Annotated in this window: 29 protein-coding genes; 9 read left to right on the top strand and 20 right to left on the bottom strand. The window is 29.6% G+C overall.

All coding sequences use genetic code 11. The features are described 5' to 3' along the window. Nucleotides 1-62: 62 nt before the first annotated feature. The 4 genes from J9309_RS11065 to J9309_RS11050 all read right to left on the bottom strand — a co-directional run bounded on the left by J9309_RS11065 (nucleotide 63) and on the right by J9309_RS11050 (nucleotide 3,899). On the bottom strand, nucleotides 63-566 hold the full coding sequence (locus J9309_RS11065) for a hypothetical protein (protein WP_230475941.1): 504 nt from the start codon (nucleotides 564-566) through the stop codon (nucleotides 63-65). After that, on the bottom strand, nucleotides 566-985 hold the full coding sequence (locus J9309_RS11060) for a hypothetical protein (RefSeq protein WP_230475940.1): 420 nt from the start codon (nucleotides 983-985) through the stop codon (nucleotides 566-568). The genes J9309_RS11065 and J9309_RS11060 overlap by 1 nt, the downstream gene beginning before the upstream one ends. An 8-nt stretch (nucleotides 986-993) precedes the next feature. Beyond that, nucleotides 994-2,178 (bottom strand): sigma-54-dependent transcriptional regulator, encoded by a 1,185-nt coding sequence (locus tag J9309_RS11055; protein WP_230475939.1) that lies wholly within the window; start codon nucleotides 2,176-2,178, stop codon nucleotides 994-996. A gap of 80 nt (nucleotides 2,179-2,258) precedes the next feature. Continuing rightward, nucleotides 2,259-3,899 (bottom strand): AMP-binding protein, encoded by a 1,641-nt coding sequence (locus J9309_RS11050; RefSeq protein ID WP_230475938.1) that lies wholly within the window; start codon nucleotides 3,897-3,899, stop codon nucleotides 2,259-2,261. Nucleotides 3,900-4,117: 218 nt separating this feature from the next. Here J9309_RS11050 and J9309_RS11045 point away from each other — a divergent pair, with 218 nt between their 5' ends. Then, on the top strand, nucleotides 4,118-4,606 hold the full coding sequence (locus J9309_RS11045; protein ID WP_230475937.1) for a DinB family protein: 489 nt from the start codon (nucleotides 4,118-4,120) through the stop codon (nucleotides 4,604-4,606). Nucleotides 4,607-4,639: 33 nt separating this feature from the next. Here the strand turns inward: J9309_RS11045 and J9309_RS11040 are convergent, their stop codons facing one another. The 3 genes from J9309_RS11040 to J9309_RS11030 all read right to left on the bottom strand — a co-directional run bounded on the left by J9309_RS11040 (nucleotide 4,640) and on the right by J9309_RS11030 (nucleotide 6,216). Beyond that, entirely contained in the window at nucleotides 4,640-5,071 is a 432-nt protein-coding gene (locus J9309_RS11040; protein WP_230475936.1) for a DUF1574 domain-containing protein, read from the bottom strand. Between the two features lie 70 nt (nucleotides 5,072-5,141). After that, nucleotides 5,142-5,792 (bottom strand): NAD(P)-dependent oxidoreductase, encoded by a 651-nt coding sequence (locus J9309_RS11035; protein WP_230475935.1) that lies wholly within the window; start codon nucleotides 5,790-5,792, stop codon nucleotides 5,142-5,144. A 16-nt stretch (nucleotides 5,793-5,808) separates the two neighbouring features. Continuing rightward, complete coding sequence (locus J9309_RS11030; RefSeq protein WP_230475934.1) at nucleotides 5,809-6,216, bottom strand: RrF2 family transcriptional regulator; 408 nt, start codon at nucleotides 6,214-6,216, stop codon at nucleotides 5,809-5,811. 112 nt (nucleotides 6,217-6,328) lie between these two features. Here J9309_RS11030 and J9309_RS11025 point away from each other — a divergent pair, with 112 nt between their 5' ends. The 3 genes from J9309_RS11025 (at nucleotide 6,329) to J9309_RS11015 (ending at nucleotide 8,331) form a co-directional block, all read left to right on the top strand. Next, entirely contained in the window at nucleotides 6,329-6,907 is a 579-nt protein-coding gene (locus tag J9309_RS11025; RefSeq protein WP_230475933.1) for a Crp/Fnr family transcriptional regulator, read from the top strand. Then, entirely contained in the window at nucleotides 6,900-7,511 is a 612-nt protein-coding gene (locus J9309_RS11020; protein WP_230475932.1) for a hypothetical protein, read from the top strand. Before J9309_RS11025 ends, J9309_RS11020 begins: the two co-directional genes overlap by 8 nt. A 67-nt stretch (nucleotides 7,512-7,578) precedes the next feature. Next, nucleotides 7,579-8,331: a DUF4241 domain-containing protein gene (locus tag J9309_RS11015; RefSeq protein ID WP_230475931.1), complete on the top strand. Its 753-nt coding sequence runs from the start codon at nucleotides 7,579-7,581 to the stop codon at nucleotides 8,329-8,331. 65 nt (nucleotides 8,332-8,396) lie between these two features. Here J9309_RS11015 and J9309_RS11010 read toward each other — a convergent pair whose 3' ends face one another. Further along, nucleotides 8,397-9,266 carry a DUF808 family protein gene (locus tag J9309_RS11010; protein ID WP_230475930.1) on the bottom strand — a complete coding sequence of 290 codons (870 nt, stop codon included), beginning with the start codon at nucleotides 9,264-9,266 and terminating at the stop codon, nucleotides 8,397-8,399. 135 nt (nucleotides 9,267-9,401) lie between these two features. Here J9309_RS11010 and J9309_RS11005 point away from each other — a divergent pair, with 135 nt between their 5' ends. Together J9309_RS11005 and J9309_RS11000 are read left to right on the top strand one after the other, a co-directional pair. After that, nucleotides 9,402-11,084 carry an RluA family pseudouridine synthase gene (locus tag J9309_RS11005; protein ID WP_230475929.1) on the top strand — a complete coding sequence of 561 codons (1,683 nt, stop codon included), beginning with the start codon at nucleotides 9,402-9,404 and terminating at the stop codon, nucleotides 11,082-11,084. 21 nt (nucleotides 11,085-11,105) lie between these two features. Then, a complete protein-coding gene (locus J9309_RS11000) occupies nucleotides 11,106-11,456 on the top strand; it encodes a hypothetical protein (protein ID WP_230475928.1) in 351 nt (116 codons plus the stop codon). A gap of 56 nt (nucleotides 11,457-11,512) precedes the next feature. Here J9309_RS11000 and J9309_RS10995 read toward each other — a convergent pair whose 3' ends face one another. The 4 genes from J9309_RS10995 to J9309_RS10980 all read right to left on the bottom strand — a co-directional run bounded on the left by J9309_RS10995 (nucleotide 11,513) and on the right by J9309_RS10980 (nucleotide 14,179). After that, on the bottom strand, nucleotides 11,513-12,109 hold the full coding sequence (locus J9309_RS10995) for a class I SAM-dependent methyltransferase (protein WP_262897297.1): 597 nt from the start codon (nucleotides 12,107-12,109) through the stop codon (nucleotides 11,513-11,515). A gap of 145 nt (nucleotides 12,110-12,254) precedes the next feature. After that, nucleotides 12,255-13,040 carry an alpha/beta fold hydrolase gene (locus J9309_RS10990; protein WP_230475926.1) on the bottom strand — a complete coding sequence of 262 codons (786 nt, stop codon included), beginning with the start codon at nucleotides 13,038-13,040 and terminating at the stop codon, nucleotides 12,255-12,257. A gap of 72 nt (nucleotides 13,041-13,112) precedes the next feature. Next, nucleotides 13,113-13,769, bottom strand: a complete 657-nt coding sequence (gene def / locus J9309_RS10985) for a peptide deformylase (RefSeq protein ID WP_230475925.1) — start codon at nucleotides 13,767-13,769, stop codon at nucleotides 13,113-13,115. Beyond that, nucleotides 13,766-14,179: a DoxX family protein gene (locus J9309_RS10980; protein ID WP_230475924.1), complete on the bottom strand. Its 414-nt coding sequence runs from the start codon at nucleotides 14,177-14,179 to the stop codon at nucleotides 13,766-13,768. Before J9309_RS10980 ends, def begins: the two co-directional genes overlap by 4 nt. Before the next feature lie 116 nt (nucleotides 14,180-14,295). Between J9309_RS10980 and J9309_RS10975 the strand changes: the two genes are divergently transcribed. The 3 genes from J9309_RS10975 (at nucleotide 14,296) to J9309_RS10965 (ending at nucleotide 16,387) form a co-directional block, all read left to right on the top strand. Next, a complete protein-coding gene (locus J9309_RS10975; RefSeq protein WP_230475923.1) occupies nucleotides 14,296-15,105 on the top strand; it encodes a hypothetical protein in 810 nt (269 codons plus the stop codon). 67 nt (nucleotides 15,106-15,172) lie between these two features. Then, nucleotides 15,173-15,610 carry a hypothetical protein gene (locus J9309_RS10970; protein ID WP_230475922.1) on the top strand — a complete coding sequence of 146 codons (438 nt, stop codon included), beginning with the start codon at nucleotides 15,173-15,175 and terminating at the stop codon, nucleotides 15,608-15,610. 120 nt (nucleotides 15,611-15,730) lie between these two features. Beyond that, nucleotides 15,731-16,387: a LuxR C-terminal-related transcriptional regulator gene (locus J9309_RS10965; RefSeq protein ID WP_230475921.1), complete on the top strand. Its 657-nt coding sequence runs from the start codon at nucleotides 15,731-15,733 to the stop codon at nucleotides 16,385-16,387. Between the two features lie 51 nt (nucleotides 16,388-16,438). Here J9309_RS10965 and J9309_RS10960 read toward each other — a convergent pair whose 3' ends face one another. From J9309_RS10960 to J9309_RS10925, 8 genes are all read right to left on the bottom strand, one after another. Then, nucleotides 16,439-17,956, bottom strand: coding sequence for a carboxypeptidase regulatory-like domain-containing protein (locus J9309_RS10960; RefSeq protein WP_230475920.1), 1,518 nt, complete (start codon nucleotides 17,954-17,956; stop codon nucleotides 16,439-16,441). Nucleotides 17,957-17,958: 2 nt separating this feature from the next. Further along, the gene (locus J9309_RS10955; protein WP_230475919.1) at nucleotides 17,959-19,287 is read right to left on the bottom strand and encodes a CsgG/HfaB family protein; all 1,329 of its coding nucleotides are present in this window, start codon (nucleotides 19,285-19,287) and stop codon (nucleotides 17,959-17,961) included. 111 nt (nucleotides 19,288-19,398) lie between these two features. Beyond that, the gene (locus tag J9309_RS10950; protein WP_230475918.1) at nucleotides 19,399-19,812 is read right to left on the bottom strand and encodes a curli assembly protein CsgF; all 414 of its coding nucleotides are present in this window, start codon (nucleotides 19,810-19,812) and stop codon (nucleotides 19,399-19,401) included. Nucleotides 19,813-19,831: 19 nt separating this feature from the next. Further along, on the bottom strand, nucleotides 19,832-20,467 hold the full coding sequence (locus tag J9309_RS10945) for a curli production assembly/transport protein CsgE (RefSeq protein ID WP_230475917.1): 636 nt from the start codon (nucleotides 20,465-20,467) through the stop codon (nucleotides 19,832-19,834). A 106-nt stretch (nucleotides 20,468-20,573) separates the two neighbouring features. Continuing rightward, a complete protein-coding gene (locus tag J9309_RS10940) occupies nucleotides 20,574-20,942 on the bottom strand; it encodes a hypothetical protein (RefSeq protein ID WP_230475916.1) in 369 nt (122 codons plus the stop codon). Between the two features lie 61 nt (nucleotides 20,943-21,003). Next, nucleotides 21,004-22,221 (bottom strand): hypothetical protein, encoded by a 1,218-nt coding sequence (locus J9309_RS10935; RefSeq protein WP_230475915.1) that lies wholly within the window; start codon nucleotides 22,219-22,221, stop codon nucleotides 21,004-21,006. 273 nt (nucleotides 22,222-22,494) lie between these two features. Beyond that, nucleotides 22,495-23,625, bottom strand: coding sequence for a 4-hydroxyphenylpyruvate dioxygenase (gene hppD, locus J9309_RS10930; protein WP_230475914.1), 1,131 nt, complete (start codon nucleotides 23,623-23,625; stop codon nucleotides 22,495-22,497). A gap of 112 nt (nucleotides 23,626-23,737) precedes the next feature. Then, nucleotides 23,738-24,895, bottom strand: coding sequence for a homogentisate 1,2-dioxygenase (locus J9309_RS10925; RefSeq protein ID WP_230475913.1), 1,158 nt, complete (start codon nucleotides 24,893-24,895; stop codon nucleotides 23,738-23,740). Nucleotides 24,896-24,934: the final 39 nt, after the last annotated feature.

Below are 24,934 nucleotides of genomic sequence, written 5' to 3'. Positions count from 1 at the left end.
ATTTCTAAAACTAATGTCTCAAATAAAAAAGCGAACTCCAAAAAAGAGTTCGCTTTTTTATTTTAATTATCTACATCAATTGATTTTGATTGTTCCATCTGATATAATTCAATCAAATCACCAATCGGATAATTCATCCAATCAACCTGTTTAATTATCTTATGGTTTTTATCAAAGTATAAATACGTTGTAAACTTCATTGGTGCAAATGTAAATCCGTTATAGGTATACGAATTAAACTGACCATTGACTACTGCCATAGAATCATTTGCGATTACGCCATCAACCTTTAGAACTTTATTGTTTTCGTAAGCTAAAGATTTATCGTTCCAAGCAAAAAGTTCGTTTAGCAAATAACCAGTTTCAAATTTAATTACAGATGTATTTTGAATTACATTTTCGTAATCAACAGAATCGTTGTAAAACGATTTCATTTGATTATAATCTGTTTTTGCCGAATAAGTTTCGAAATATTTTCTCGCAACCTCTTCAGATTTTGATATTTCTTTATTCTGACAACTGAATAATAAACTTGCAGTTGCTAAAAATAAAATTTTAAATTTCATTATTTTTCAATTCGTGTTAAATAGTTTCCTCCTTCGTCATCAGCTGTACCATCAGAATTTAAAATCATAATTGTAGAGTTGTCAGACCATTTTAAAAATTGGAAAGGCAGCTTTTTTTTAGAATCAAATTCCATCAAAGAACCATCATCTTTTTTGTACCACTCGCCTTTAATTTTATTGTTTTTATATAAAATCGTAAAATCTCCATCATTATCTAACTCCAATTCAATTATTTGATCAAAATATTCTCCTTTGAATTTTCCTTCATAAATAATTGATTCATAACTGAAAATAGAACTTTCTTCGATAGAAAGTACATCTTCAGGTGTTAGACCACCATAACTTTTATCTTTTTCTTCTTCTTTACAACCAAAAATGGAAATAGTTAAAATTAAAAAAAGAATAAAACGATTAATCATAACTAAGATTATTTTTTCACGTACAATTTTACATCTTCTCCTGTAATTGGATTAGAACCTAAAATTAATAAACGCTCCACTACGTTTCTTAATTCGCGGATATTTCCTGTCCAATCAATAGCTTTTAATTCTTCATGTGCTTGTTCGTCGAATGATTTATTTTCTAATCCTAAATTAGTTGAAAAATCTTCTGCAAAATATTGAACCAATGCCGGAATATCATCTTTACGATCATTTAAACCTGGAACATTGATAATGATAACGGCTAAACGATGGTATAAATCTTCACGAAAACGACCTTCTTCAATTTCTTTTCGCAAATCTTTGTTAGTTGCAGCTAAAACACGAACATTTACATTAATTTCTTTTTCAGAACCAACTGGCGACACTTTTCCTTCTTGCAAAGCACGTAAAACTTTTGCTTGAGCTGAAAGACTCATATCCCCGATTTCATCTAAGAAAATTGTTCCACCGTCAGCTAACTCAAATTTACCTTGTTTATCCTTAACCGCTCCTGTAAATGATCCTTTTACATGACCGAATAATTCAGATTCAATTAATTCAGTCGGAATCGCAGCACAGTTTACCTCAACCAAAGGCTTTTTGTTACGTGGGCTTTGTTCGTGTATATGATGCGCTACTAATTCTTTACCCGTTCCATTAGGTCCTAAAATAAGTACACGAGCATCTGTTGTAGCAACTTTCTCTATCATTGTTTTCACTTGAGTTAACTCAGGTGAATCGCCAATCATGGTATATTTTTTAGAAACTTTTTTCTTAAGTTCTTTGTTTTCTTTCTTTAAAGCTTTATTTGATGACTTTAAAGATTTATGATCTAATGCAATACGAACAGTATTTAACAATCGATTTAAATCTGGTGGTTTTGATAAGAAATCAAATGCACCTTTCTTTAAACAATCCACTGCAATTTCTATATCTCCGTGACCAGAAATCATTACAAATTGCAAATCCGGATTATGTTCCATAGCTTCTACTAATACCTCTGTACCGTCTTTCATCGGCATTTTAATATCACTAATAACTAAATCGTATTCATTTTGTTTGATTTTCTCGATTCCAACAAGCCCGTTTTCTGCTTCATCAACAACCCATTTTGGGTCTTCATCCATCAGAATGCTTTTTAAGACATTCCTAATTGCTTGTTCGTCCTCAATTATTAATATTTTAGACATAATATTTTAATAGTTTATTTTTCTCTGTTCTCAAAAATAATTGATTTTTCGCTATAAATCTATTATAGGTCGAGCATTTTTTATGAAGTTTTAATCATTTTTACATATTCTAAACCTAACTCTTTTGTAGAAATATCTCTCATTTCAACTTTTCTAATTTTTCCTGAAATTGTCATAGGAAACTCTGTTACAAACTTCCAATATTTAGGACGTTTAAAATGAGCTATTTGTAAGCAAAATTCTTTTAATTCGTCTTCAGTTAAATTCATTCCTTCTTTCACTTTTACCCAAGCCATTACTTCTTCGCCATATTTTTCACTCGGAACTCCTATAACTTGAACATCAGAAATTTGATCATGAGTATATAAAAAATCTTCAATTTCTTTGGGTGAAATATTTTCACCACCACGAATGATAATATCTTTGATACGCCCTGTAATATTAATATAACCCTCTGCATCCATTGTTGCTAAATCGCCAGAATGTAGCCAGTTATTAGCATCAATTACTTTGTTAGTAGCTTCAGGATTATTCCAATACTTTTGCATGACTGAATATCCTCTTGTACATAGTTCTCCCGCGATTCCACGTGGTAGAATATCTCCAGTTTCTGGATCTATAATTTTAATTTCTAAATGATTTTGAACTGTTCCTACAGTAGAGACCTGCTTTTCTATTGGTGTTCCTATAATTGTTTGCGTAGATACTGGAGAAGTTTCTGTCATTCCATAACAGATCGAAACTTCTTTCATATTCATCTTAGCTTGTACTTTTTTCATAATCTCGATAGGACATGGAGATCCAGCCATTACTCCGGTACGAAGTGAAGATAAATCAAAACGATCAAAATTTGGTAATTCTAATTCAGCTATAAACATCGTTGGAACGCCATAAAGAGAAGTACATTTTTCTTTTTCCACCGCATTTAAAGTTAATTCGGCATCAAAACTTTCCGAAGGAATTACCATACAAGCTCCATGCGTCACACAAGCCATATTACCAATTACCATTCCGAAACAATGATAAAATGGAACTGGAATACAGACACGATCTAAATGAGTATAATTTAATCTAACACCAATAAAATAACCATTATTTAAGATATTATGATGAGTTAGAGTCACACCTTTAGGAAATCCCGTAGTTCCGGACGTGTATTGAATATTAACTGCGTCATCAAACTGAACACGTTGCTCAGCTGCCATTAAATCGATACTTGAAATACTTTCGGCTAATTGTAAAAAATCACGCCAAGAATCTTCAAAAATTACAACATGCTCTAATGTTTCCGTTTTTGAACGAACATTTTCAAGCATTGATTTATAATTACTTGTTTTAAATTGACTTGCTGCAAATACAGCCTTAATTCCGGCTTGGTTTAGTACATATTCTAATTCATTCTCTCGATAAGCTGGATTAAGATTAACTAAAATTAAACCAATTCTAGCGGTAGCAAATTGTAATAATGTCCATTCAGAACGGTTAGGAGACCAAATCCCAACACGTTCACCTTTTGTAAGACCTAATCCTAATAAAGCTTTTGCAATTTCTTCAGTTTGTGAATAAAACTCGGTATAAGTTGCTCTATAATTCTGTTGAATACAAACCAAAGCCTCTTGCTGAGGATGTTTAGCTACTGTATTACGTAAATTTTCTCCAATAGTTTCTCCTAAAAGAGGATCATTTGATGGACCACTAGCATAAGATAATGATGTATTCATTGCACACACATTTTTAAAATTTAAATTTTGTAGTTTTTAAAAAACTAATCAAACTTATTTAGAAATTTTAATCCGTGGAGTTAGAAACACTTACAAAACATCTACATTTATAAAATGAATAAATTTCGAAGAATTTATTATTAAATAATAAAATATTAACTTCAAATTTTGTCAATCTTACAACTTAAATGTTATATTTAACTATCAAAACTACAATTATGAACTATAACCACAACGATTATATTTCTAGTTACGATGGCATTACTGTAAACGATGCTTTGGAAATTAGAATTGAGGAAATTAAAAAAACTTTGAAGCTAGTAACCGATTTGAATAAATGGGATTATAGGTATGCCGAAGGAAAATGGAATATAAAAGAAGTAGTACAACATTGTATTGATTGTGAGCGAATCTTTAGTAATAGAGCTTTGCATATTGCGAGAAATGATCAGAATACTTTGTTTACTTTTGATGAGAATGAATATGTAACAACATTAAATTCTGATCAAATAAATCCAGAAATTCTTGTCAAAGAATGGTTACATTTGATGAATGCAACTTATTTTCAGTTTGAAGGATTTAATAAAGAAACCTTAAATAAAAAGAGATTCATTGGAGAAAATGAATTATCTGTAAAGAAAATTGGATATATCATTGCAGGACACTCTATCCATCACATCAATGTTATAAAAGAAAGATATTTATAAAAAAAGGTTGCTCACGTCATGAGCAACCTTTTTTTATGCTAATTTTTGCAAGACAAAATCAGGATTTTTAGGATCGATTACAATTTCAATGTATTGATTTTCTGAAATATTTTTTTCTTCAGAAATACTTGCATAATAATCTAAGAACGTATGGTAAAGCTTATGATTTTTTGGATGCTCATAAATCACTTCTAATATATAATTAGGAGCTGATTTAATTGCAAGTAAAGTTTTTTGAACCTTTACTATTCTTGCCTTTGTTTTGTAACCTTTATTTAAAACTTTACGTTTTGTATAAAATATAGTTAAATTATTTATCCCTGAAATCAGAAATAATCCAGAAATAATTAATAACAAAGTACCAACCAATTTTTCGAAAAGGAATGTAAAATCCAGAAAGAATATTGGGATTGCTAATATCAATAAGCAAATTACAATACTTAAAATTCCTACATAAAACCTCATAACTAAAATTTTAAGTAGAAATTCTAAAAACGTACCAAAAAGTACTGTTTAACAATAATTTATAATAATCTTAATAACCTGCTGTAAAACGTCTTTTCGTGAAATTTTGCTTTTCAACTTCATCTGCAATTACAACTGCAACATCTTCTACAGATAAAACTGAACGTCCATCTTTACCTACTACAGGATTATCTAAACCTAAACGGTATTTACCAGTACGCACTCCTGAAGTTCCTTGATGCATCTCTATTGCAGGCGAAAAGAATTCCCAATCTATTTGATTTTCATTCTTTAAAAACTCTAAATATTCAGCTGCTGCCTGTGCACCTGGTTTTATTTCTTCAGGAAATTGTGGTGTATCAATCACACGTAATTCTTCATCTAACAACAAGCTTCCAGCCCCACCAATAACGATAAATCTTTTAACATCTGCTTTCTTTACAGCTTCTTGTATATTTTTAGCACCTGTTAAAAATTCTTCATAAATATTAGGATTAGTCCATCCAGGATTAAATGCTGAAATAACCACATCTGCTCCCTTCAAATCAGCGGCTAAAGCATCAGTATCGTTTACATCTATTTGAATTGGAACTACGTTATTAGATTCCGATTCTGTATTAATTGAACGAGAAATCGCTTTGATTGAGTGATTTCTATCCGTTAATTCTTTTAAAATTGCTGACCCAACAAAACCTGTTGCTCCAATTAATGCTACTCTCATATTATAAAGTTTGATTTTAATTAAATTGTGATGAAAATTCTTTCAACGTTGTTTTACTTAATTGATTGATTAAATTATTTTCTACAGAAACAAATAGTTGATCCAACGTTTCATTCATTTTTTTTCCGATTGGACAAACGGGATTGGGCTGATTTTTTTTAGCAAAATCCATATCTTTCGTTATAATCTTATAAATTTCGCCAAATGTAATTTCATTTGCATCCTTGATAAGAAAACAACCTCCGTCCTTCCCTTTTTTTGATCCTAAAATTTCTGCATCTTTTAAAACCTGAATTTCTCTTCGTACTACAACCGGATTTACGTTAATACTACCAGCAATAAAATCTGATGTAATTAACTCGTCTTTAAACTTTTCAGTCAAAACTAAAATATGTACGATTGTTGCAAAACGTAAATTATTCATTCCTTAAAATTCTATTACAAATGTAAAATAAAATTTTAATTGTAACACATTTTGTTACAATTAAATTTTTATTAAAATATTGCCCTATATTTGCTAGTAAATAAAAGCTTTCATGCAAAATTTTATTAATCATTTAAGAAATCAAATTGATCTTACCGATGAGCAAATCGAGATCATATTAAATTATATTACGGTAAAAAAATTGACTCGTGGTGAGATGATATTAAATGCTGGAGAATTTTCTGACGATTATTTTTTCGTAGAATCTGGCGTAATTCGTTCATACATTATCGATGACAATGGAAAAGAACATATTGTACAATTCGGAACTGAAAACTGGATTGTGAGCGATCGCAACAGTGCAATGTGTAAGCAAGAAGCTAAATTTTACATTCAGGCAATTGAGGAATCTACAGTTGTAATTCTAAATGATGGTGTAAATGATTTAATTACAAGTTTAAATCCTGATTACACTAAAAAACAAGTTCCATTGTTGCAAAATCATATTCGACACATGCAGGACAGAATCACATCTTTATTAAGTGCGCCTGCAAAGACACGTTACCAAGATTTTATAAAATTATACCCAACCATTACAGCTAAAGTACCACAGTGGATGATTGCATCATATTTAGGCATCACTCCTGAAAGTTTAAGTAGAGTTAGAAAAGATATTGCATCAAATGGATAAATATAGTTTTGATCGATTCATCAAACAAAAGAATCAAAATAGGTTAAATAAAATTCTAAAATTAGTTGTTACATTTCTAATTTTATCAGCCATTAGTTATGTTTTCATTGAACTTGAAATTTTTAAAGGCAGCAACACAGCTTTTTATATTTTCATGATAATTTTGGCGACAATTGCTGCTTATTTTAATGGATATTTTAAAGCTCCGAAAGAAGATTTAGAAGGTTATTTTGATGGTAAAATTACTTTTACTAAAGATTCAATCTCAATTGGTAATGATTCTTATTCCATTCAAGATATTGAAAGTATTACAATTCACAATAACGATTATGTTGGGAAAAAACTTTATGAACAACATGAATTTGAAACGAAAGGAAAATCGCAAGGTGTCGATAATCAATTAATTTTAGATTTAGGTAATCGAAAATTTATCGAAGCTGAATTTAAACAATACACGCTTGGTGAATTTGAGAAAATGAAGAAAATTTTAATTTCATATCATAAAGCTGATAAATTAACCTTTGATGATTTAGTGTACATTATGAAATTGGAATATGATATTGATAAGAACGAACTTAAAAAACAAATCAATAAGAGAAGTTAATATCAACTTATATAACTTGATTGAATTTCTTATCACTAAATTTGTAACATAAATAATAATTATAATTATGAAACCAACTGCAGAATGGTTAAAAATTTGGGAAGAAAAGCGTGAATTTACGCTAGCACCAAATGATTTAGATATGTATTTTACTTCGAAAGAAATAAACGATATTAAAGTGGATCAAATTTCTTTGGGTGAAATCTCTTTACCTACAGGACAAATTATCGTAAATGATCCATTAGGACAATATTTAGCATTAGACAATAATCCATATTTCGTAGAAACTCCAAAAGGAAATTTCCCTTTACAAGCAAGTATTATTACTTACGAAGATGATGGAGATGTGGAAAATTTAATTTCTTGTGTTAAAATTGCTTTCACAGACGAGAAACCTGTTCGTTACGAAGAAGCTTTAAAAGGAATTGAGTCGATTGAAGATTTAAATGAAGGAGAATATTTTGGATTTGCTTCAGAAAGTGGTTTAACTACAATTGTTGATTTCAGTGCGAAAGAGGCATTTACAACTTTTATTGATGAAGTGGAAGCTAAAGATCAAAATTTATATGATGATTATTTCGCACCATTATTTACTGAAAATGTAAAAAATAATCCTGCTTACCAATCAGAAGATGGTGAATGGATTAACTGGACAATTCCTAATACAGATATTAAAGCGCCAATTTTCCAAGCTGGTTTTGGTGAAGGTGTTTATCCTTCTTACTTCGGTTACAATGCTGCCGGAGAAATTGTTGCATTCTACATCCAATTTATTGATGCTGAATTGGAAGATGACGAAGAAGATGATGAGTGGGTTTAATTCCTAAATCAAATAAATAAAAAAATCCCATTGATTACTCAATGGGATTTTTATTTATATTCTACTTATTTTGATAAGGTAATTTGATAGATTTTTTGAATTATTTTAACCAACGCAACTACTATTAAACCAATAATTATTGAAATAATCATTTGCTTAAATATAGCTGGAATAGAAAAATCTAAATGATGGATATATTCAATATTATGATCAAAAATTTCTCCTGAAACCATTAACAAAGCAATAGTTCCAATCACAGCCAAAGACTTTATAATTAAAGGTAAGCCCTTTACTAAAAGATGACCAATTGTAGCCATAAATCCTTTATCATTCGATTGATTGATTAATTTATATCCTGCGTCATCCATACGAACAATTAATGCTACAACACCATAAACCCCAACAGTTGCAATTATAGCTACAACAGAAACAGTTAAAATTTGTGTGGCAAGTGGTTTATCCATTACACTTCCTAACGCAATAATTATAATTTCAATAGATAAGATGAAATCCGTTGTAATTGCAGATTTAATTTTAGTGTTTTCTAAATCATCTGCATTTTTTACCTCCTCTTCTATCACTTCAGTACCTGTTTTTTTACGATGAAATAGATATTCTATTATTTTCTCTACTCCTTCATAAGCTAAAAAACATCCACCTAAAATCAATATATATTTAATTATATCTGGATAAATCCATTGTAAAAGAAAAACAATTGGAACAATAATTACTTTATTTAATAACGAACCCTTTGTAATCTTCCAAAGTACAGGTAATTCTCTTGAGGATAAAAAACCTGTTGCTTTTTCAGCATTTACAGCTAAATCATCTCCTAAAATTCCAGCTGTTTTTTTTGTAGCAATTTTACTTGCAACAGCTACATCATCCATTAACGCTGCAATATCGTCTAATACCGCAAATATTCCCGAAGCCATAGTTTAATTTTTATAGTGATGTAAATTTATTAATTAATTGTTTTCCATTCTCTTTTAGTCAAAATATTTATGAAATATTTTATGCTTACGAATCGATACATTTGGATTAAATTTGCAACCTATTTTGTATACGAAATGTCAAGCTATTTTCACTCTTTTAAACAATCAATCAAAAATCACACATTACCAACATCTTTAGATTATCCATTTTATTATAAGCCTCATCCAATTGCACAATTAGCATGCGAAGAATTGCAACAATATTTGGAAAATCAAACTGATTTTGAACACAATTTTGGATTAAAATCACATGATTCTACTTCTGCAATTGGTAAAATGTTTGGAGTTTTAGTATGTAAAAATTCCGATGGAGATATAGGTTATATCGCGGCATTTTCAGGTAAATTGGCTAATACAAATCAGCACAAGCACTTTGTTCCTCCGGTTTTTGATATGCTTAATAAAGATGGATTTTTCCTTCAGCAAGAAGTTCGTTTAAACGAAATCAATTCTATCATCGAACGATTAGAATCTGATCCAAAATACATTTCTCTAAAATCAGAATTGAACACTTTTGAAAAGGAAGCAACTAAACAAATTGAAGAAGGTAAAAAACTTCTAAAATCAAATAAAAATGATCGCAAGCAACAACGTGATCAAATCGTTCCAAATTTATCTGAGGATTTAGCAAAAGCTTACGAAGAAGATTTAGTAAAACAAAGTTTAAGAGATAAACACGAATTCAGAAAATTAACATTAGAATTAGAGACAGAACGTGAAAAAATTCTATCTAAAATCAATGTTTTTGAAATAGAAATCACAAATTTAAAAGAAGAAAGAAAAACTAAATCAAACGCTTTACAAAACCAACTATTTGATCAATACCAATTCTTAAATCAAAACAAGGAGAAAAAAGGATTGCTTGATATTTTTAAAGAAACTTCATTCCAACAACCTCCTGCTGCGGCTGGTGAATGTGCTGCTCCTAAACTGTTTCAGTATGCTTTTCAAAATAATTTAGAACCTATTTGTATGGCTGAATTTTGGTGGGGAGATTCTCCAAAATCAGAAGTTAGAAAGCATAAGCATTTTTATCCTGCGTGTACGGGGAAATGTGAACCAATATTAAAACATATGCTTGATGGATTGAAAATCGATGATAATCCTTTGTTTAAAGAACAAACAACTGGCCATCTATTAGAAATTATTTATCAAGATGACGACATTGTGGTGGTAAACAAACCTGAAGAGTTTTTATCGGTTCCTGGCATTGAATTACAAGATTCGGTTTATATGAGAATTAAGCATCAATTTCCGAATGCAACTGGCCCTTTGATCATCCATAGGTTGGATATGGCGACATCTGGAATTTTAGTTTTAGCTTTAAATAAGGACAGTCATAAACAAATTCAACAACAATTTATTAAACGTAAAATAGAAAAAAGATATATTGCTTTACTTGACGGAATTGTAGTAGAAAACGAAGGAATTATAGATTTACCTTTGCGTGTAGATTTGGATGATAGACCTCGTCAGATGGTTTGTTACGAACATGGAAAACCAGCGCAAACTAAATACAAAGTAATTAAACGAAAAGACAATAAAACTTTAATATATTTTTACCCAATTACTGGTCGTACGCATCAATTGCGTATGCATGCATCGCATCAGTTAGGATTAAATACGCCAATTATAGGAGATGATTTATACGGTACAAGTGCAAATCGTTTGCATTTACATGCTGAATATTTAGAATTTACACACCCAACAACAAAAGAATTGATGAAATTTCAGGTTGAACCTAATTTTTCTCTTTAATTTTGTAATATAATATTGAAGATGGAAGAAAAACAATTAACGATTAGAGATGTTATTTACCGTGATATGGATGCAATGATCATGGCTAAATTAAAAAATGATGGGAAAATTTCAATTGATGATTTAATTGACATTTCATCTTATTTAGCTGCTGGATTGTTCCGTAAACGTTGGCAACAAAAAGGAGAATTAACTGAAAGTGAAGTTAGTGTCGTTTTAGGAAATATTGGAGATTTTTGTCACGAGCATTTCGGAGGAAATTTCACACAAAACGATTATGATAAAATTGTGAAAATCTCGCAATTACTATTACAAAAACCAACTTTTGATGATGATTCTAAATCTTTTTTCGAAAATATATTAAAAAAATAAGCAGTACTACAAGTACTGCTTTTTTCTTATAATAAGGTTATATAATTTAAAACTAATTATTTATTAATTTTTTTCCCGTTAAGACCCGAAGCACATCCACCAAAATATTTATCGATGTTTACTTCTAACCCATGTTTTTCAAAAATATCTTTTACATTTTCAGAACTTTGAAATTTACTGGTATAAATCCACAACATTTTATAATCCTCAGGATTTCCTAAAAATATTTTACCAAGAATTGGAATAATTTTACCTAAATAAAAACTGTAAAAATACAGTAAGACTTTATTTTTAGGTTTAGAAACTTCAACGAAACTAAATTTTCCATTCGGCTTTAAAATTCTATGAACTTCCTTTGCAATGATATTTAGCTGTTCTTCATTAAAGGTTTTCAAACCATAAGCACAAGAAACAATATCGAAACTATTAGATTCTAACTTGTTATCTAATAAATTATCGCAAATTAGATTAAGATTCTTGCCAAATATTTTATCTGCTTTTTGCTTGGATAGATTTATCATGTTTTCAGAAAAATCTAAAGCATAAAAGTTTGAATTAGGAAAATTACGTTTTAAAAAAGTCCAATTCTCGCCCAAACCTGAAAGTAAATCAATTACATTTAATTTTTCTTTTGAATTTCCTAATTTATCAATAAATTAATTTCTCCAACGAATTGAAAATCCAAAAGATGTTATGTAATTCATTCTTTCATACGAACTCGACATTTGGTTAAATAACTTTTTTACAAATTCTGGTTCGTAAATATTATCCATTACGCTAAAGGCTCTAAACCAAGAATTATAAATTCTTCTTGATAAATTCGATTACTTTTTCGTTAAAAATTTGTGGCTGATCTACATTCACTACGTGTCCACTATTTTCTACAACATATAATTGAGCCGATTGATAATGTTGTTGAACCAATTTTTGTATTGTCGGTAAAAACATATAATCTTCTTCGCCCATAATATAAAATGTAGGAATGTTTATTTCAACCTGTCTAAACCATTTTAATAAAGGATTTACATCAGAAGTTAATTTAAACCATTTTAAAAATTCTTTCTGATATAATTTTTTGGCTTCGTTTATAAACAAATTTCTCGACTCTTTGTGCGCATTTTTAGGCATAATAGCAAATGCGAAAATTTTGTATAAAAATAAATACGGAAATACATTTTTGAAAATATTACCTATTTTCATTAAAATTTGACCACGAAAATTCATTTTCATCACAGCTCCACCCATTACCATAGAAGTAACACGGTCTGGATAATCTTCAGCGATTTGCCTAATAATTATTGTTCCCAACGAAACTCCAACAAAGTGTGTTTTATCAATTTTTAAATGATCCAAAACATCAACAACATCATTGGAAACAGATTTAAAAGTATATCTTTTTTCGAAGATTGATTTTAAATTATTTTTTGATCGACCATGTCCACGTAAATCAAGAATAAGAATATTAAAATGTTTACGAAATTCTCTAATTTGTTTAAACCAAATAGTAGAACTACCTCCTGCTCCATGAACAAAAGTAACCCATTCTTTACTTGTCTCGTGCTGATATATTGTATGTGCTAACAAATTATGTAATTAATTTAAAATCAAATTAACAATAATTATTCCTAAAATACTACACTTCTATAAGCTGTTGTATTATTTAGTTTGATAATATACTTCGTTTACTTCTTCAGCATTCTTATAAGTTGAAGATTCCTGCTCTAAAACTCTATCTGTAAACAACTTACCGATCAAATGATCATATTCATGCTGAAAAATAACCGCAGTAAAACCTTCAATAATTTCTTCGAATTGATTACCTTCTAAATCAAAGTAATTTAATTGAATAGCTAAACTTCGGTGCACTTTACCAAATTCTTCTGGAATTGAAAGACAACCTTCTCGACCGTATCGTAAAATTGATGAATACCAGGTGATTTTTGGATTAATATAAAACTCAAATGGTTGACCATCCTTATCAAAACGCTGTACCCAAAATGCATTTCTGTTAATGCCAATTTGTGGAGCTGCAATACCAACACCTTTACTTTTTTCGTCTTGTACTGTTGCAAACATGCGATCGGCCAATAATTTTATCATTGGATCCTTAGGATCAATATCCTTAGAAATAGATTGTAAAACTTTTGTATCAGCAGAAGACGTTGTAAGTAAAACACGCATTGGAGTTTGCGCCGATTTTGCTTTTATTAAATTGATTTCTTCCTTTGTAAGCTTTTCGTAAGCTGCATTCATAGGCTGTGCATTTAGAAAATATGAGCAAACGAAAACAACTAAACTAATTATTTGTTTCATTTATTTCTCAATAAAGAGTCTACTGAATATTTACCTGCTCCTGATAAAAATAATACTAAATAATTGATTAGATAGAATAAACCAAGTTCTTTTTTTCCAAAATCATGATCTAAGTGAACCACAAAAACGGCAACTATCATCGTGATAATTAAAGGAATAGAAGCTAAACGTGTAAAAAGACCTACGACAATAAAAAAGGCACAAAAAATTTCTGAAAAAACAGTTAATGCTAATGAAATTTCAACACCAAGTCCAATAGGATCACCAAATTCGAAGTTTCCGTTAACTAATTTAACCAATTTACCCCAACCATGTGTAAACATAAATCCACCTGCGGCGATACGTAATAATAATAATGATAAATCAATTGCAGTAGTTTGGTTACCTACTAAAGAAAATTTTGTACTCATAAATATTTAATGTTTTTCAAATATATTTAGAAATCTAAACTTAAATGCCAAAAATAGGATTAAACGATAATAATCATAATTTATTCTTACTTTTATGAACCTAAAATTATATCATTATGATCAAAAAATTTAGTTCAATTTTAGTTTTAATTGGCGGGATTTTATTTGCTCAAACTTCGGATTTAGAAAAAGAAAAAATTAAAAATTCGCCTAAATCAGTAGAAGAATCATTTACAAAAGCACTTATACGAGCGAATATAATTGAAGATTATATTCAGGAATTTCACACCAAAACAAGTTATAATGCAAAAGGTTTTATCAATGTAAAAGAATATTATTCTGATGCAGGTGATTTGTTATTTACAGAAAATTTTACTTATGATGATCTTGGAAAATTAGTTAAAAGAGAATTGATTTCTAATGATGAATCTATCACAAAAATTCATGATTTTGAGTACACTTCAGAAGGTTACAAAGAAACCTTGAGTGAAAATGAAATTATTGTATCTGAAATAGTTTATAAAATTGTAGAAGATAAAATTGTTCATCAAAAAGAGACTTATTTCCTTGAAGAAGGCATTTTTACAGAAAGAACGAATGAATATAAAGGATATTTACTGATAAAAACTAACGTGAAATATGGTAAAGAAGGTTATGTTGTGAGTTATAAATACAATCAAAATCAATTACCTATTGAGGAAGTTGTGCATGATTTAAAAGGACAATTAGTTTCTAAAAAGCGTAGAATGTTTGACGAAAAAGGTAACATAGTCGAGGAAAATTTGTACGACAATTCAGGTCGTTTAAAAACAAATAATCGTATAAATTATGTATATGATGATAAAGGGAATTGGACATTAAGAACACAATATGCAAATAATCTTGAGCAGCCCGTTTCAAATTCAAAAAGAACTATAAGGTATTAATAATTAATACCTTATTTTTTTTGCTCTTTCAAAAAAATTGTTATATTTATATACCAACTAGCAAGTTATGAGTTTTGAAATTAGCATTAATGAATTTAATAGGCAGTTTCAACTTTATCAGAAAGGAGAACGATATAATTTAAATCTGTATAAAATAGATTTGAATCACATTATTGTTACTTTTTTTAATGAAATTATAGAAGATTTAGAAATAAAATACGCTTGCAAAGAAAATGATAATATTTACTCTCATACCATAAAAAACACTACCTTTAATTTATTTTTCGAAAGCGTTGAAAATCTATTAGACCATAAAGTAATATCTTTCCAAGGATATTTCACCAATTTAGATATGTATTTTGTTACTAAAACAGATTATCTCGAAATAAATTACATCAAACGAGAAGTACTTTTTGATATTGTAGATCGATTATTAAATGGTATTGATTGTAATTATAGATCTCGTTTAAAAACCGAGCTTTTAATTAATATGGAATTTGATTAAATAGATATTTTCTATCTCGTCATAAATTAATATAACCTAATAACTTATTTTTATTTAAACACTTAAAATCAATTTAACATTCTCATTTTTACTACCTTTAACCAACTAACTAAACTAAACATGAGAATTTTTATACTTGATCATCACAAGATTGTGATTGACGGGCTAATAGCACTTTTAAACAGGAAAAAAGGGATTGAAATCGTTGGTTTTGCTACCACTCTACATGAAGCAAAAGAATGGTTAACTAAGAACGAAGTCGATTTGGTTATTACTGAAATCAAATTTGACAATGATGATGCTACTGACTTAATAAAACTTATTAAGCATATGCACAAAAACACTAAAATTCTAATCCTTACTGGTGATAATAGAATTAAAAAAGTTTCAGGACTTTTTAAACTAGGAATCAACGGTTTCATCGAAAAACATAACGAAACAAAATTTCTTATTGAAGCGATAAAATGTGTAAGTAATGGAGAATCTTATATTGGTGAAGATTTAAGAAATAAGATTATTCAGAATTTTAGTAATCCATATTTATCTACAAACTCTAATTTTAATGAAGTTTTAGGAAGTATTACCAACCGTGAATTAGAAATTATAAAATTAATTTGTGAAGGTTGTAATAGTAAAGAAATTTCTAGCAAATTATTTATTAGTTTCAATACAGTGGAAACTCATCGTAAACGAATCTTTCAAAAACTACAGATCAAAAATTCAATAGCATTAATTCGTTTTGCTATAAAACATGATTTAATCGATAATAATCTATAAAAAATGTAATCCCTTCAGTAAACTGAAGGGATCACTAACTAATAATGTAACCTATTCCCAATCTGGCATCCATGCATTTTCAAATAGTAGGGTTCTAGTAAGTCTACCATCATTGTCTGCGTTTAAGGATACCTTATAGATATCTTTTTGTGATCTTCCATCATTAGAAGTCTGAGTAAAAATCACTTCAGCTTCATTCGGAGAAAACCTTGGGTCAATATCTATAAATCCACTAGGAATGTTTGATAAATCAGATATATCCTCAACATTATCTGAATTTAAGTCGTAAATAAATATATGCGTATTTAATTGTCTATAAAATTGATTTTGAAATCCTGATATATCTCTCGTAAAAAGAATTTTACTACCATCTACCGATATATCTAAACCTCCAGCTGCTCCATTTACATTTTCTAGGATTGTTTTAATTTTATTTCCCATTAAATCAATCATGTAAATTTTTACATTATAACCTTCAATATTATTTGTTTTTAAAACAATTTTTGAACCATCGTAACTCCATGCACATTCTGTAATAAAATTACCATCATCAGTTGTATATACTAGATTAGTTCCACTTCCGTCTTTATTAACTCGATAAAGTTTATTATAATTCGGATAAAGGAATTCACTTCCATTTGCACTCCAAGCGTAATCAATTTCATTGTTATTAAATCCCGCTAACGGAATTTCTGTTACTCTAAAAGAATCTGATCCATCCAGTTTTGCTGTAAATAAATGCATATTACCTTCTACCATTCTCAGGAATGAAACTAAACTCGCTGAATTATTTTTTCGCGGTCTTAGAGAATTAACTGATTCTTGAGTAAACTTAAAATTATTACCTGTTTCATCACTTGAATAGATCACATGGTTATTACCTTCTAATTTTACATAATGAAATCTATTCTGAGGAATTGAACTCGTAGTAAATTTAAACGTGTTACTATAAACTTCATCATTTATACCATCCGAAGCAATAACTTGCCAAAAGTAGCTTGTACCAAAAGTTAAATTCTCGAACGTGAAGAATTTTTCAGTTATATTTTCATAAGTTAAAACCTCATCATTTTTATTATTTTTTAAAATAAGTTTATATGTCAACTCATCACTATCTGCATCTGTACAATTCCATGAAACTTCAACATTTAATCCTAATTCTGATGCATTATCAGCTGGTGTTAAAAGTTGAGGAACACTAGGTGGACTATTTAAGGAATTATCATCCTTCATTTCAAAGACTAAACCTACTTCCTGTCCATAATCTACTAAATTCGCTCCTTGAATTTCCATCAAATACCCTCTTAATTCAGCTTTGACTGAATAATCTCCAAGTGGAACATTTTTAATAATAAACGATCCATCTTCAGAAGTAAAAACTGTCTCAGTTGTAGGAGCTGTTGTAATTTTTACATTAGCTAAAGGCTCATTGGATTGATGTTTTACAACAATGCCTTTTATTGTGCCTTTCTCTGAACCATCTACGTAATCTTCACTACATTGTATAAATGAAAGACTAAATAGGAACACATTCAAAAGAAAGAAATATTTTGAAATTATATTTTTCATTATCAATAAATCTTGTTTAGATTATTTTTACCAAAATAAAAGTTAACTCCGACTCCAAATACAATTTGGCTGTCTTTACGTTTACCACCAACATAGTTATCCCAATCATCGTTCAAACCAAAATCATATTCACCATGAATACGAATTCCTATAAAGGATTTTGGTAAAAATTCAAATCCGGCACCAACATTTACTTTTCCTCTATAATCACTACCTGTTTTCTGGGGAGTAATTAAACCTACACCACTATAAACAAATGGTGAAAAAGTATCCTCTGGTAAAAAAATATATTCTAAATTCAAATCCATTGCATTGAATTTCTGATAAAATATATTTTTGTTCTCTAAACTAAAATTTGAAAAGGATGCATCAAAATTGATATTCTTTGAAATAAAAAATTTTGTACCAAGTTTAAAACCAGTTTTAATTTCACTTTCAGTGTAATCACCCTTTATATTATGGCCATTTAAACTACCATAAACAGAATATTTACCTCTTTTAGGCGTTAAAATTCTGTTATCTACTCTAAAATTATTTATTGAGTCTTCTTTTTCAGCTGCAACAATTAGCTTATCAAAATCTTCTTTGTGATTTTTAGAAACACTCCATAAATTTTCTTTAGATCCTTCTAAAATCAGATCATAAACTGCTTTTTCAATAGCCTCTTTTACTGCCAGGTGAACTGGTTCATTTTTAGTAACACCTACTTCAGCTTCTAATAATCTTTCCAAATCAATGTATCGGAAGAAACTTCCATTCATCGATTGTGATAAAATTGTTTTTGAAGTATATACAGTTTTTAAGATTTTTCCATTGTTTGTAGAAACAGCTCTTAAATAAACAGAAATTCTGTCTTGTCTATATTCAGTACTTCCTCCAACACCAAAATATCTCGCACCTGCTCCACCTGTCATGATGTTAGAATCGTAAGAAACGATTCCTCCTTCTATGATAATTCCTGCGAATAATAAGGGTGGTAAAATTTGGTTTGTTAATTTTTGCTCTTCTGGTGATTGAAAGGCAGCATATTCTTGTCTCGTTGATTTTATGATTTGTCTTTCATTTAACAAATCACTTATATTTTCTCTTTCAATGGTTGTAAACCATCTTGAATCTTCTAAAGCTTTTAATAATATAGATGTTGTCCCTTGAGGTATAGCTGTACTCCAATTAGCATTATATTCAGACGGTTTATATTGACCGGTCTGATCTTTAAATTTATAAACCGCAACAACTACCTTTTCATTTGGTAATGGAAGTGATTTTAATTTTTGAGTATAAGGAGTTACTTCACCTAAAGTTGAAATTTCTTTGTCTGTAGGAGCATTCATTAATGCACTACAACTATTAAAAACTATTAAAAGTAAAATCAAAAGAGAAAAATGTATTTTTGGTCGGTTACATATTAGTTTGTACATTTTGTCTAATTTTACTTTAAAATTTTAATAAGAATTCGGCAAATTTATATTTGTCTGTTCTCCGGTTTTGATATCAATGATCACGATATTCAATCCGCCATAGTATTCTGAAATAGATACATTCAAAGAACCAAGATTATAAACGCCGGGTTGCATTGTGGTTTGATCGTAGTTATTCCCAAATAATCCGTTAGATATATTATTTAATAATTGCCTATTAAGATTATCTTGAAAACTTCCAATCGGTGAGTTTTGATTAAGATTGCCATAATTCATGCTTACTTTGAATTGATTCTGAGCATTAGCTGAATTTAACAACCAATTGTAGTTGTATGTATCTCCCCCGAAACTAGAATTTATCGGTTTATACACCATTTGCTGAGAAAAGGCAAAACTAAAGGAGGTACAGAGAAATGTAAGTAATAAAACGGTTCTCATAATTAGTTAGTTTAATGTTTTAAGGAGCTGATATTTGATCCTTTATAAATTTAATTTCATTGTAATATTGATTTAATCTTCTTAAAGTAAATTCTACTTGTGACACTAAAAAATCTTCATTAGGAGTTACCCTAAAACTGTATAAAATTTTATCAGCATCTTCGATTTGAATGATTGAATTTCTACCAATACCTGGAACTTCGGTGATAGTCGTAACAAAAGGGAATTTTTCGCTTAATAAATTATATTTAGAATAAAATAAATCAAAGAAATCTCTTCCGCCTTTTGTTTTAGTTTGATCAACTACTAAACCTCTTAGTATAAATTCATTCGTTTTAATTTGTACAGGTTGGTTTGTGTATTGATTTAACTTAATATCATTGCCATCGTATTGTAAGAAAATTGAATCTTTTGCAATTAAACTGTTATTTAATTCATCACGAATAAAGAGGTATGATTTTAATTCATCTCCAGGAGACAGATTCATTTTTATTTCAGATAGTTCCTTTTTTTGATTTGGCTCTACCACAAATCTTCCTTCTTGTTTTTGATTTGACAAATTATTACTCTTTCCTTTTTTGATAGTGATTAACAAAAAATTTAAATCATGTATAATTTCTTCATTATTGAGTATCACACCTTTTAATGATACCATATTTTCAACAGAATTGATTTCAATTGAGGGTTTTAATGATTGGGCTTGAAGAAAGTAAACTGACAAAAAAATTATAGTGAAAAGATAATTTCTCATATTCAATAATTTACCTATTAATGATTTGTACAACTTTATTATTACCAATCACTTCAACTGACATCCCATTTGATATAGAATTAGAACCTAGAATCTGAATACTATTATTATTTCCAAATGTATTTACTTGAATATTGTGGTTTTGCTGGTTTACACCAACATAGTTTACCACATTATTATTTCCAAGTTGGATGATTTCAATAGATGTATTTTTCATTAATAAATTAAGATAGTTATCATCACCATGCTGTACGTATGTTGCATTGGAATTATTTTCTGAAAAATAGGCAATTACATTGTTAGAATTGATTGAATTAAAATCTTGACTAAAAATTACTTGATGAATTACAAATGAAATTATAAAAAAAATTTCTTTCATAATTTTCATATAAAATATAAGAGGAAGGAAGCAATTTCCCTCCTCTTATTTTCAAAAACTATTAAAAATTTGATTGATTTACTATCGCAAGGTTATTAGATCCAACTTGTAATCCGTTGTGGCTGTGACCTAATCCATTTTGAGTAACGATTGCTGCATTACCAACACCAAATTGTACATCTAAAGCTGTATTAGACATTCCATTTTGTGTTTGTAAAATCATGTTATTCGATCCTATTTGCATTCCGTCAGCGTTGTTACCGTATCCAGTTTGCGTTTGAATTGAAAGATTTGATTGACCTAATTGAGTTGATGTTGCACTATTGTTGTTACCTGATTGATATTGGTAAGCAAAATTACTAAGTCCAACCTGAGTAACTTCTGCATCATTCATGTTACCTAACTGAACTTGTAAAGTTTCATTGTTATCTCCATCTTGATCATTAGATGCACTATTAGCGTTTCCAAATTGAATTTGGTTAGCTGAATTAAAGTTACCATCTTGAGAATTCATAGCCATGTTCATATTACCAACTTGTAATTGATCTGATGAATTTAACCAACCAGATTGATTACTTGAAGCTATATTCATATTCCCTAATTGTGTTTGTTCAGATGAATTCACCCAACCAGATTGATTATTAAAAGCTAAGTTATAATTCCCTACTTGTAATTGTTCTGATGAATTGTAATAACCATCTTGATTATTTAAAGCAAAATTGTTATTACCTGATTGTGTTTGAGAATTAGAATTACTATCTCCCATTTGGATATTCATAGCATTATTACTATCACCCATTTGGAATTGACCAGAAGTATTACTGTTACCTAATTGACCAGAAGTTGCACTGTTAGAATTACCCATTTGGAATTGATTCGAAGCATTTGAATTACCCATTTGGAAATTTTCAGCTGAATTAAACATTCCTAATTGAACTTGATTAGACATGTTATTTACTCCCATTTGGTCAACATCTCCATTATTTGCTAGTCCAACTTGATATGTTGAATTCTCATTTGAAACACCTACTTGATCAACTGTAGATATATTATATGATCCTAAACTTGTTGTAGTATTATCGTTGTAGAAACCAGATTGGTTAATAATAACAACATCAGAAGTACCAACTTGTAAAATTTTGTTAGTATTTCGAACTCCTTCTTGATCAACAAGAGCTACGTTTGAATTTCCTAACTGAACAGTTGTGTCTTGATTGTACTGCCCAAATGCAACACTCGATGCGAATGCTACAAATAAAGATAAAGTGATTTTTTTCATAATTTAAGTATTTGATTAATTAATATTCCAAATTTACAAATCACTTTAACTAATGTAAATCACTATTTTAGCTATTTTATTTTGTCACTGAATTTAGTTACCCTAAAAAATGTAGACTTATTATTTAAATTTCAGAAAATTATTCTAGTCAAAATTCGAACCAAATTGTAATTAATTTCAAACTTTATTTTTAAAGAATATATAAATAAAAAACCGCTAAATTCGTTAATGAATTTGACGGCTTTAAAAATCAAAAAATTACTGTATGTATTATTATAAGTTTCCTCGTTTAGCTTGTTCTCTTTCCAATGCTTCAAACAAAGCTTTAAAATTACCAGCTCCGAAAGATTGAGCTCCATGACGTTCGATTATTTCATAAAATAATGTTGGACGATCTTCAACTGGTTTAGTAAAAATTTGTAATAAATAACCTTCCTCATCACAATCTACTAAGATTCCTAATTCTTGTAATTTTTTGATGTCTTCATCAATTTCACCTACGCGATCTGGAATCATATCATAGTATGCTTCTGGTGGCGCAGATAAAAACTCAACCCCGCGCGATTTTAATTCAGTTACAGTTTTGATAATATCTTTTGTCGCAACTGCAATATGTTGTACACCTTCTCCTTCGTAAAAATCTAAATATTCCTCAACTTGTGATTTCTTTTTACCTTCAGCTGGTTCATTAATTGGGAATTTTGAAAAACCATTTCCATTAGACATTACTTTAGACATTAAAGCTGAATATTCAGTATTAATTTGTTTGTCATCAAAGGATAAAATGTTTACAAATCCCATTACATCTTGGTACCATTGTACCGTTTCGTTCATTCTATTCCAACCAACATTTCCTACACAGTGATCTACATATAATAAACCACAATCAGTCGGCTGATAAGTAGATTCAGATTTAACATAACCAGGCATAAATGGACCATTGTAGTTTTTACGCTCAATAAACATATGTATAGTTTCACCATATGTATAAATACCAGCCATTTTTACCTCACCAAATTCATCAGTAATTGTAGTTGGTTCCATATATGGTTTTCCACCACGTTTTGTTGTTTGTTCAAATGCATCGTAAGCATCATCTACCCAAAGTGCTAAAATTTTAACTCCATCACCGTGTTTTTTTGCATGCTCACAAATTGGCGAATCCGATTTTAAACCTGAAGTTAAAACTAAACGAATTTTTCCTTGTTGTAAAACGTATGATGCTCTATCTCTTACTCCGGTTTCTGGACCAGCGTACGCAATTTCTTGGTAACCGAAAGCTGTTTTGTAGTAATGTGCAGCTTGTTTTGCATTTCCTACATAAAATTCAATATAATCAGTTCCATTAATAGGAAGAAAGTCTTGTGCTTGTGCTATTTTTTCAGCAAATGTTTGTGTGCTCATTTATAGTGTGTTTTTATTGTAATTGTAATATGGTTTAATTCTTTAATCTTTGAGATCCTGAAAAGAGATCAGAAATACATTTAGAACTTAGAACTTAGAACTTAGAACAAATCTAATATAACCATGATTTATAATAATCTGGATCTTCTAATTCTAACGCTTGTTCAGTTAGCATTAAAGGTCTAAAAGGATCTATCATAACAGCAAGTTCATGTGTTTCCTTCGCTCCTATCGATTTTTCCACAGTTCCTGGATGTGGACCATGTGGAATTCCTGCTGGATGCAATGTGATTTGACCTTTTTCGACAGATTTTCTAGACATAAAATCTCCATCCACATAATATAAAATCTCATCAGAATCTACATTACTATGATTATATGGTGCTGGAATCGCATTTGGATGATAATCAAAAAGTCGTGGAACGAAACTACAAATTACAAAACCTGCACCTTCAAAAGTTTGGTGAACTGGAGGCGGTTGATGAATACGTCCCGTAATTGGTTCGAAATTATGAATAGAAAATGCCCATGGATAATGATATCCATCCCAACCTACAAAATCGAAAGGATGTGTTCCATAAACATAAGGATAAATTAATCCTTCTTTTTTTATCATGATTTTAAAATCACCATGCTCATCAAATGTTTCTAAATCCTGTGGACGTTTAATGTCACGTTCACAAAATGGCGCGTGCTCCATTAACTGACCAAAATGATTTCTGTAACGACGTGGTGTTTCAATCGGACTAAAGGATTCTGTAATAAATAACCTATTATGCTCATCATTAAAATGAAGCTGATAAATAATTCCTCTCGGAATTACCAAATAGTCACCATATTCAAAAGGAATTTGACCATATCCAGTTTTTAAAATTCCAGAACCTTCATGAATAAAAATAACTTCATCAGCCATCGAATTTTTATAGAAATAATCAGTCATCGATTGTTGTGGAGCAGCCAATGAAATATGTAAATCATTATTTACTAAAACTGGTACACGAGATTCTATATAATCCTTTGTTGGCTTTACTTTAAATCCTTTTAAAGAAGTGTGTTTTAAATGTTTTGCGCGAGCGATTTTAGGTTCAACCGAAAATGGTTCGTTTATTTCCTTTACCAAAGTTGGCGGATAACAATGATAAACATTAGAATACGTGCTCGAAAAACCATGAGTAGATACTAACTCTTCTGCGTATAAATCCCCATTTGGTTTTCTGAATACCGTATGTCTTTTCTGAGGAAAATTCCCCAAAGCATGATACAATGGCATAAATAAATTTTTTGTGTGTTTTGATAAAAAGTGAAAATA

Origin of the sequence: Faecalibacter bovis (assembly GCF_017948305.1) — a bacterium.
Lineage (GTDB): Bacteria > Bacteroidota > Bacteroidia > Flavobacteriales > Weeksellaceae > Empedobacter > Empedobacter bovis.
This window is presented reverse-complemented; position numbering and strand designations above follow the sequence as displayed.

Bases quoted from the DNA above. Each gene is read 5' to 3' on its own strand.
- J9309_RS10925 (WP_230475913.1), bottom strand. From the start codon at position 24,895: ATGCCATTGTATCATGCTTTGGGGAATTTTCCTCAGAAAAGACATACG.
- hppD (WP_230475914.1), bottom strand. From the start codon at position 23,625: ATGAGCACACAAACATTTGCTGAAAAAATAGCACAAGCACAAGACTTT.
- J9309_RS11035 (WP_230475935.1), bottom strand. From the start codon at position 5,792: ATGAGAGTAGCATTAATTGGAGCAACAGGTTTTGTTGGGTCAGCAATT.
- J9309_RS11055 (WP_230475939.1), bottom strand. From the start codon at position 2,178: ATGTCTAAAATATTAATAATTGAGGACGAACAAGCAATTAGGAATGTC.
- J9309_RS10945 (WP_230475917.1), bottom strand. From the start codon at position 20,467: ATGGTATCATTAAAAGGTGTGATACTCAATAATGAAGAAATTATACAT.
- J9309_RS10950 (WP_230475918.1), bottom strand. From the start codon at position 19,812: ATGAGAACCGTTTTATTACTTACATTTCTCTGTACCTCCTTTAGTTTT.
- J9309_RS11040 (WP_230475936.1), bottom strand. From the start codon at position 5,071: ATGAGGTTTTATGTAGGAATTTTAAGTATTGTAATTTGCTTATTGATA.
- def (WP_230475925.1), bottom strand. From the start codon at position 13,769: ATGAAACAAATAATTAGTTTAGTTGTTTTCGTTTGCTCATATTTTCTA.
- J9309_RS10980 (WP_230475924.1), bottom strand. From the start codon at position 14,179: ATGAGTACAAAATTTTCTTTAGTAGGTAACCAAACTACTGCAATTGAT.
- J9309_RS11000 (WP_230475928.1), top strand. From the start codon at position 11,106: ATGGAAGAAAAACAATTAACGATTAGAGATGTTATTTACCGTGATATG.
- J9309_RS10970 (WP_230475922.1), top strand. From the start codon at position 15,173: ATGAGTTTTGAAATTAGCATTAATGAATTTAATAGGCAGTTTCAACTT.
- J9309_RS10935 (WP_230475915.1), bottom strand. From the start codon at position 22,221: ATGAAAAAAATCACTTTATCTTTATTTGTAGCATTCGCATCGAGTGTT.
- J9309_RS11065 (WP_230475941.1), bottom strand. From the start codon at position 566: ATGAAATTTAAAATTTTATTTTTAGCAACTGCAAGTTTATTATTCAGT.
- J9309_RS10955 (WP_230475919.1), bottom strand. From the start codon at position 19,287: ATGAATGCTCCTACAGACAAAGAAATTTCAACTTTAGGTGAAGTAACT.
- J9309_RS11060 (WP_230475940.1), bottom strand. From the start codon at position 985: ATGATTAATCGTTTTATTCTTTTTTTAATTTTAACTATTTCCATTTTT.
- J9309_RS10940 (WP_230475916.1), bottom strand. From the start codon at position 20,942: ATGAAAGAAATTTTTTTTATAATTTCATTTGTAATTCATCAAGTAATT.
- J9309_RS10965 (WP_230475921.1), top strand. From the start codon at position 15,731: ATGAGAATTTTTATACTTGATCATCACAAGATTGTGATTGACGGGCTA.
- J9309_RS11015 (WP_230475931.1), top strand. From the start codon at position 7,579: ATGAAACCAACTGCAGAATGGTTAAAAATTTGGGAAGAAAAGCGTGAA.
- J9309_RS11005 (WP_230475929.1), top strand. From the start codon at position 9,402: ATGTCAAGCTATTTTCACTCTTTTAAACAATCAATCAAAAATCACACA.
- J9309_RS11050 (WP_230475938.1), bottom strand. From the start codon at position 3,899: ATGAATACATCATTATCTTATGCTAGTGGTCCATCAAATGATCCTCTT.
- J9309_RS11025 (WP_230475933.1), top strand. From the start codon at position 6,329: ATGCAAAATTTTATTAATCATTTAAGAAATCAAATTGATCTTACCGAT.
- J9309_RS10975 (WP_230475923.1), top strand. From the start codon at position 14,296: ATGATCAAAAAATTTAGTTCAATTTTAGTTTTAATTGGCGGGATTTTA.
- J9309_RS11030 (WP_230475934.1), bottom strand. From the start codon at position 6,216: ATGAATAATTTACGTTTTGCAACAATCGTACATATTTTAGTTTTGACT.
- J9309_RS11020 (WP_230475932.1), top strand. From the start codon at position 6,900: ATGGATAAATATAGTTTTGATCGATTCATCAAACAAAAGAATCAAAAT.
- J9309_RS10960 (WP_230475920.1), bottom strand. From the start codon at position 17,956: ATGAAAAATATAATTTCAAAATATTTCTTTCTTTTGAATGTGTTCCTA.
- J9309_RS11045 (WP_230475937.1), top strand. From the start codon at position 4,118: ATGAACTATAACCACAACGATTATATTTCTAGTTACGATGGCATTACT.
- J9309_RS11010 (WP_230475930.1), bottom strand. From the start codon at position 9,266: ATGGCTTCGGGAATATTTGCGGTATTAGACGATATTGCAGCGTTAATG.